2 protein-coding genes are annotated in these 8071 nt (G+C 71.0%); both read right to left on the minus strand.

Annotation, left to right across the window (positions count from 1 at the left end):
• Positions 1-6797 (minus strand): type I polyketide synthase (locus tag ACZ60X_RS43650; RefSeq protein WP_469611380.1); only part of this gene is annotated, 6797 nt, incomplete at its 3' end.
• Positions 6798-6826: 29 nt separating this feature from the next.
• Positions 6827-8071: type I polyketide synthase (locus ACZ60X_RS43655; RefSeq protein ID WP_469611382.1), on the minus strand; the 1245-nt coding region annotated here is incomplete at its 5' end.

Here is an 8071-nt window from a genome sequence, read left to right on the forward strand (position 1 = left end):
CCCACCCGGCCCGGCACCACACTCTCCGGACGCACCGAGACCAGGCCCTCCCGCGCCTCCGCCACCGAACCCGCCACCACCACCGCACGGTGACCGAAATGCGTCCGGGTGGTCGCCAGCGAATACGCCACGTCGGCCAGACACACATCACGAGCAGCATCCAGATGAGACACCAACGCCCCCGCCTGAGCCCGCACCGCCTCCGGCGACTTGCCCGACACCAGCAGTGGTACGACGGTTTCCGGAGTCGGCGCACGGTCGACCGGGGGCTCGGCGTCGTAGGCCTCCAGGATGACGTGGGCGTTGGTGCCGCTGAGGCCGAAGGAGGAGACGGCGGCGCGGCGCGGACGGTCCTGCGTCGTCGGCCACTGCCGCGCCTCCGTCAGCAGTCTCACCGCGCCGGCCGACCAGTCGACCTTCGGCGTCGGCTCGTCCACGTGCAGCGTCTTCGGCAGCACACCGTGGCGCATCGCCTGCACCATCTTGATCACACCCGCCACACCGGCCGCCGCCTGCGCATGACCGATGTTCGACTTCAACGAACCCAGCCACAACGGCTCATCCCCGAACCGCTGCTGACCGTACGTCGCGATCAACGCCTGCGCCTCGATCGGATCACCCAACGACGTGCCCGTACCATGCGCCTCCACCGCATCCACATCCGCTGCCGACAGACCGGCGCTCGCCAGCGCCTGACGGATGACACGCTGCTGTGCAGGACCGTTCGGCGCCGTGATCCCGTTCGACGCACCGTCCTGGTTGACCGCCGCGCCCCGCACCAGCGCCAGCACCTCGTGACCGTTGCGCCGCGCGTCCGACAGACGCTCCAGCAGCACCAGACTCACGCCTTCAGCCCACGCCGTACCGTCCGCACCCGCGGCGAACGACTTGCACCGCCCGTCCGGCGCAAGTCCCCGCTGCCGCGAGAACTCCACGAAGGCGCCGGGCGTGGCCATGACGGCAACACCGCCCGCGAGCGCGAGGGAGCACTCGCCGCCGCGCAGGGCCTGGATCGCGGAGTGCATCGCCACCAGCGACGACGAACACGCCGTGTCCACCGTCACCGCCGGACCCTCGAAGCCGAAGGTGTACGCCACCCGGCCGGAGATGAAGCTGCCCGCGTTGCCGTTGCCGAGGAAGCCCTCCAGTTCTTCGGGGACGCGTGTCAGTGTGGTGGCGTAGTCGTGGTACATGGCGCCCGCGAAGACCCCCGTACGACTGCCCCTCAACGTGGTCGGATCGATCCCCGCCCGCTCCAACACCTCCCACGACACCTCCAGCAACAACCGCTGCTGCGGATCCATCGCAAGCGCCTCACGCGGAGAGATCCCGAAGAACCCCGGATCGAACTCCCCCGCCCCGTGCAAGAACCCACCATGACGGACCATCGACTTACCGACCTTCTCAGGATCAGGATCGAACAACCCCGCCACATCCCAACCCCGATCCCCCGGAAACTCCGTGATCCCCTCCCGCCCCTCCACCAACATCCGCCACAAATCCTCCGGCGAACCCACCCCACCCGGAAGCCGACACCCCATCCCCACCACCGCAATCACATCCCCATCCACCCCACCCACAGACACACCCTCCCCGCCAACCACCAACCCCCCGGCAGCCTCCCCCACCAACTCCCCACACAAGAACTCCGCCAGCACACCCGGCGACGGATAATCGAAAACCAACGTCGCCGGCAACCGCAGACCCGTCACCGCGTTCAACCGGTTCCGCAGCTCCACCGCCGTCAACGAATCAAAACCCAGATCCTTGAACGCCTGCTCCGCACCGATACTCCCCGCACCCGCATGCCCCAGCACCACCGCAACCTCACCCGACACCAACTCCAGGAGGTGCCGCTGTCGTGCGTCAGGGGTCATGGTGGCGAGGCGGTCGGCCAGGGTGCCGCCCCTGGTGGTACCGGAGCCGGGCGCCGTGGTGCGCGCCGTGCGGCGCGGTTGGCGTACCAGTCCGCGGAGCACCGAGGGCAGTTGGCCCGCCCGTGCCTGCTCGGCCAACGCCGTGAAGTCGAACTTCACCGGGACGAGCGTGGACGCCGTGCCGGCCAGGGCCGCGTCGAGCAGGGCCATGCCGTCCTCGGAGGCGAGCGGGAGGACCCCGCCCCGGCTCATGCGGGCCTGGTCCGACTCGCTCATGGTGGCGATCATGCCGCCGGACTCCGCCCACAGGCCCCAGGCCAGTGAGACGGCGGCCAGTCCCTGCGCGCGCCGCCACTGGGCGAACGCGTCCAGGAAGGCGTTGGCGGCGGAGTAGTTGCCCTGCCCCGGGCCGCCGATGACACCAGCGGCGGAGGAGAACAGGACGAACGCCGAGAGGTTCATGTCGCGGGTCAGCTCGTGCAGGTTCAGGGCGGCGTCGGCCTTGGGCCGGAAGACGGCGCCGACCCGCTCCTGGGTCAGGCTCGCGATCACACCGTCGTCGAGGACTCCTGCCGCGTGGACGACGCCGGTCAGCGGCGCCGCGGGCGAGACCTGGGCGAGGAGCTTCTTGACCGCCCTGCGCTTGGACATGTCGCACGCCACCACGGTGACGCTCGCTCCGGCCGCCTCCAGCTCGGCCGTCAGCTCCTGGGCGCCGGGCGCCTCCGAGCCTCGGCGGCTGGTCAGCAGCAGGTGCCGCACACCGTGTTCGGCGACGAGGTGCCGGGCGACCAGGCCGCCCAGCGTTCCGGTGCCGCCGGTGACGAGCACGGTGCCCTCGGGGTCCAGGGCTGGCCCGGTGCCGGTATCGGGTGCGGCCCGCACCAGCCGGGGCGTGTGCAGGACGCCACCGCGGACGGCCACCTGTGGCTCACCCGTGGCCAGTACGCCCGCCAGGGCCGGCCGGGACCCCTGGATCTCGTCCACGTCCATGAGCACGATGCGGTCCGGGTTCTCGGCCTGTGCCGCGCGCACGAGGCCCCAGACCGCGGCCCCCGCCGGGTCGGTCACCTCGGTGTCGTCCCGGACGCCGACCGCGCCGCGCGTCACGACGAGCAGGCGGGTCCCGTCGAGTTCCGGCGCGGCGAGGAAGGCTTGCAGGATGCCGAGGACGCGGCCTGTGAGGCCGCGGACGCGTTCGGCGCTGACGACACCGTCGACGGCGTCGACGACCAGTACCTCCGGCATCGCGGCACCGGAGCGGACCAGTTCCTCGACGTCGAGGGCCATGGCGACCGAGTGCGGCACGACCGCGCGGGCGGCATCGGCTGTCGGGTCGGCTGACGAGGCGGTCCATTCGACGGCGAACAGGGCGTCCGTGCCGGGTCCGGTCCGGCCCGCGGCCTGCACCTGCTCGGCCGCGACCGCGCGCAGGACGAGCGACTCGACCGACGCGACCGGGGTGCCCTCGCTGTCGGCGAGTTCGATCGTCACCGACTCTGGTCCGGTGGGCGTCATGTGGACGCGCAGGGCGGTGGCGCCGGAGGCGTGGAGGGCCATGCCGTTCCAGGCGAACGGCAGGATGAGCTTGCCCTCTTCGGCCTTTCGCTCGGTGAAGGCGCCGCAGTGCAGGACCGCGTCGAGCAGGGCCGGGTGCAGACCGAATCCGGCGGCCGTGTCCGTGTCGTCCGCCGGGAGCGCGACCTCGGCATAGATCTCCCCGTCGCGGGTCCACAGCGTCCTGAGCCCTTGGAACAGCGGTCCGTAGCTGTATCCGGCGCTCGCCTGGTCCGAGTAGAACCCGGTCAGGTCGACCGGCTGTGCGCCCTGCGGGGGCCAGACGGCGAAGGCGGCTTCGGATGCCGGTGCGTCGTCGCCGAGTTGTCCGCAGGCATGGCGGGTCCAGGGGGCGCCGGACTGGGCGGCGTCGGGCTGAGCGGCGTCGGGCCGCGAGTACACCGCGACCGACCGCACGCCGCCGGTGTCCTCGCCGACCGAGACCTGGACGCGCACCGCACCCTTGTCCGGGATCGCCAACGGTGCTTCTATGACCAGCTCGCGCAGGGTCCGTGCGCCGACCTCGTCGCCGGCCCGGATGGCGAGTTCCACCAGAGCGGTGCCGGGCAGCAGGACCGTGCCGGACACGACGTGGTCCGCCAGCCAGGGCTGGGCGGCGAGGGACAGCCGGCCCGTGCACACCACACCGCCGGTGTCGGGGACGCCGACCACGGTATCGAGCAGGGGGTGTCCGGCGGCCAGTGCGGGGTCCCCTGCGGACGACGCCGGGTTCAGCCAGAACCGCTGCCGCTGGAAGGCGTACGTGGGCAGGTCCACGCGGTGTGCGCCGGTGCCGGAGAACAGCTGCTCCCAGTCGATGCCGATGCCGCGCGTGTGCAGTCGTGCCACGGCGTTCATCAAGGCCCGGTCCTCCGGGACGTCCCGGCGGAGGGAGGGCACACAGTCCTGCGCCACCATGCCGGTCAGGGTGCCGTCCGGGCCCAACTCCAGGAAGGTGGTGACCTTCTGGCCCCTCATGGCCTGCACGCCGTCGTGGAAGCGGACGGTGCCGCGCACGTGCTCCACCCAGTACCCGGGCGAGCACAACCGTCCGGCGTCCGCCACCTCACCCGTCAGGTTCGACACCACCGGCAGTGTCGGGGCGTTGTACGCCAGCCCCGCCGCGACCTCACGGAAGTCCTCCAGCATCGGATCCATCAACGGCGAATGAAACGCATGCGACACCCGCAGCCGCTTGACCCGACGGCCGCGCAGGCCCTCGGTCACAGCCGACACCGCACTCTCCGTCCCCGAAACCACCACAGAGGCAGGCCCGTTGACGGCGGCGATGCTCACACCGTCCGACAGCAGAGGACGTACTTCGTCCTCGGCGGCCTCCACCGCGATCATGACGCCGCCGGCGGGCAACTCCTGCATCAGCCGCCCCCGGGCCACGACCAGCGCGGCAGCATCCTCCAGCGACCACACCCCCGCCACATACGCCGCCGTCACCTCACCGATCGAGTGACCGGCGAGACAGTGCGGGCGCACACCCCACGACCGTACGAGACGGTACAGCGCCACCTCGACCGCGAACAGCGCCGGCTGAGCGAACCGCGTCTCGTCCAACAGCCCCCCACCCTCGAACACCACGTCCTTCAGCGAACGCCCGAGCTTGTCGTCCACGGCCGCGCACACCTCGTCGAAGGCCTGCGCGAACACCGGGTAGAGGTCGTACAGTTCACGCCCCATCCCCACCCGCTGCGAACCCTGCCCCGTGAACAGCACACCCAGCCGGCCCGGCACCACACTCTCCGGACGCACCGAGACCAGGCCTTCCCGCGCCTCCGCCACCGACCTTGCGACGACCACGGCGCCGTGGTCGAACCGGGCACGGGAAGTGGCCAGCGAGTACGCCGTGTCCGTGAGGCTCAAGCCGCCGTGCAGTGCCAGATGGTCCGCCAGGCGCCGGGCCTGCGCGGTCACGGCGTCCGCTGTCCTGCCCGAGAGGACGAGCGGCACGCTCGCGCGTGTCACGGTCGGCTCGGGGACCTCGCTCTCGTCCGGTGCCTCGGTCGCGACGGACTCCAGGATGACGTGGGCGTTGGTGCCGCTGATCCCGAAGGAGGAGACGGCGGCGCGGCGCGGACGGTCCTGCCTCGTCGGCCACTCCCGTGCCTCCGTCAGCAGTCTCACCGCGCCGGCCGACCAGTCGACCTTCGGCGTCGGCTCGTCCACGTGCAGCGTCTTCGGCAGCACACCGTGGCGCATCGCCTGCACCATCTTGATCACACCCGCCACACCGGCCGCCGCCTGCGCATGACCGATGTTCGACTTCAACGAACCCAGCCACAACGGCTCATCCCCGAACCGCTCCTGACCGTACGTCGCGATCAACGCCTGCGCCTCGATCGGATCACCCAACGAGGTGCCCGTACCGTGTGCCTCGACGACGTCGATGTCGGACGCGGCCAGACCCGCGTTCGCGAGGGCCTGACGGATGACACGCTGCTGCGAAGGACCGTTCGGGGCGGTCAGGCCGTTGGACGCGCCGTCCTGGTTCACGGCCGTGCCGCGGACGACCGCCAGCACCTCATGGCCGTTGGCCCGCGCGTCCGACAGACGCTCCAGCAGCACCAGACCCACGCCCTCGGCCCACGCCGTACCGTCCGCACCCGCCGCGAACGACTTGCACCGCCCGTCCGGCGCAAGTCCCCGCTGCCGCGAGAACTCGATGAAGCTGCCCGGCCTGGCCATGACGGCCACACCGCCCGCCAGCGCGAGGGAGCACTCGCCGCCGCGCAGGGCCTGGACCGCGGAGTGCATCGCCACCAGCGACGACGAACACGCCGTGTCCACCGTCACCGCCGGACCCTCGAACCCGAAGGTGTACGCCACCCGGCCGGAGACGATGCTTCCGGCCGCCACGGCCGCCTCGTAGTCGTGGTACATCAGGCCGGCGAAGACGCCGGTGCGGCTGCCCTTCAGCGTGGTCGGGTCGATCCCGGCCCTTTCCAGGACCTCCCACGACACCTCCAGCAGCAACCGCTGCTGCGGATCCATGGCGAGGGCGTCGCGCGGAGAGATCCCGAAGAATCCCGGATCGAACTGCCCCGCGTCATGCAGGAAGCCGCCCTCACGGACGTAGGACGTGCCGACCACGCCGGGCGTGGGGTCGTAGATCCGGTCGACGTCCCAGCCGCGGTCCTCCGGGAACGGTGTGATGCCGTCACGCTCCTCGGCCACCAGCCGCCACAGGTCCTCCGGCGAGGAGACGTCACCGGGCAGCCGGCAGGCGGCCGACACGATCGCGATGGGTTCGCGCGGGGCGGCAAGAGCCCTGTCGCGCTCCTCCTTGAGCTGCTCGTTCTCCGTGAGGGAGGCGCGCAGTGCCGCGACGAGCTTGTCCTCGGACACAGACATACTTGGTTCCTCCGTAGCCCGGGACGGGCTCAGTCGTTGGTGTTGCCCATCGCACGTTCGATGAGGTCGGCGACGTCCATGTCCGCGATGAGGCGCGTCGCGTTCTGCCGTGTTTCCGAAGGAGCGGGTGTGGCGGGGGCGGCAGCCGCAGGTACGAGAGGCAGCAACTGCTTCAGTACGCCCAGCTCTTGGAGTCGCTTCAGCGGTACCGAGGCAAGGGCCTTGCGCAGTCCGGCCTCGTCGACGTCCGCGAGATCCACGGTTCCGGCCGCCGGGTCCGGGGCCAGTTCCGCGAGCAGATGATCGGTGATCGAGGCGGGGGACGGATAGTCGAAGATCAGCGTGGCCGGCAGCCGCAGACCCGTCGCCGCGTTCAGCCGGTTGCGCAGTTCGACGGCGGTCAGCGAGTCGAAGCCCAGCTCGCTGAACGCCTGACCGGGCACGATGCTCTCCGCGTCGGCGTGCCCCAGCACCACGGCGACCTCGTCGCGGACAAGGTCCAGCAGCAGCTCTGCCTGCTCTTCCGCCGGGCGCGCTGCCAGCCGGTCGGTGAGGGAGCCCATGGGCACGGGCACGCCGGTGGAGGCTGCGCGCCGGGGCGAGCGGACCAGCCCCTTCAGCATTGCAGCGAGCCGGCCCGCACCTGCCTGTGCGGAGAGCGCGGGGAGGTCGAACTTGACTGGTACGAGGGCCGGTTCATCGGAGCCGAGTCCGGCATCGAACAGTGCCATGCCCTCCTCGGCGGACAGGGGCCGGATGCCGCTGCGCCGCATGCGGGCCTGATCCGTCTGGTCCAGGACGCCGGCCATGCCACCGGTGTCGTCCCATAGGCCCCACGCCAGCGACACCGCAGGCAGCCCCTGCCCCCGACGCCACCCCGCAAAAGCATCCAAGAACGCATTCGCCGCCGAATAATTGCCCTGCCCCGGACCACCCAGCACACCCGACGCAGACGAATACAACACGAACGCATCCAGCCCCAGATCCCGCGTCAACTCATGCAGCGCCAACGCGGCATCGACCTTCGGCCGGAACACCGCGGCCAGCCGCTCCGCCGTCAGGCTCCCGACCACCCCGTCATCCAGCACACCAGCGGTATGCACCACACCCGACAACGGAGCCTCACCCGGCACACAGGCCAGCACCCCCGCCAACTCCTCACGCACGGCCACATCACAGGCCACCACCTCCACCCGCGCGCCGGCCTCCTCCAACTCCGCCTTCAACGCCACCGCACCAGGAGCCTCCAAGCCCCGCCTGCTCGTCAGAACGAG

It is taken from the genome of Streptomyces sp. NPDC104106, from assembly GCF_055584345.1.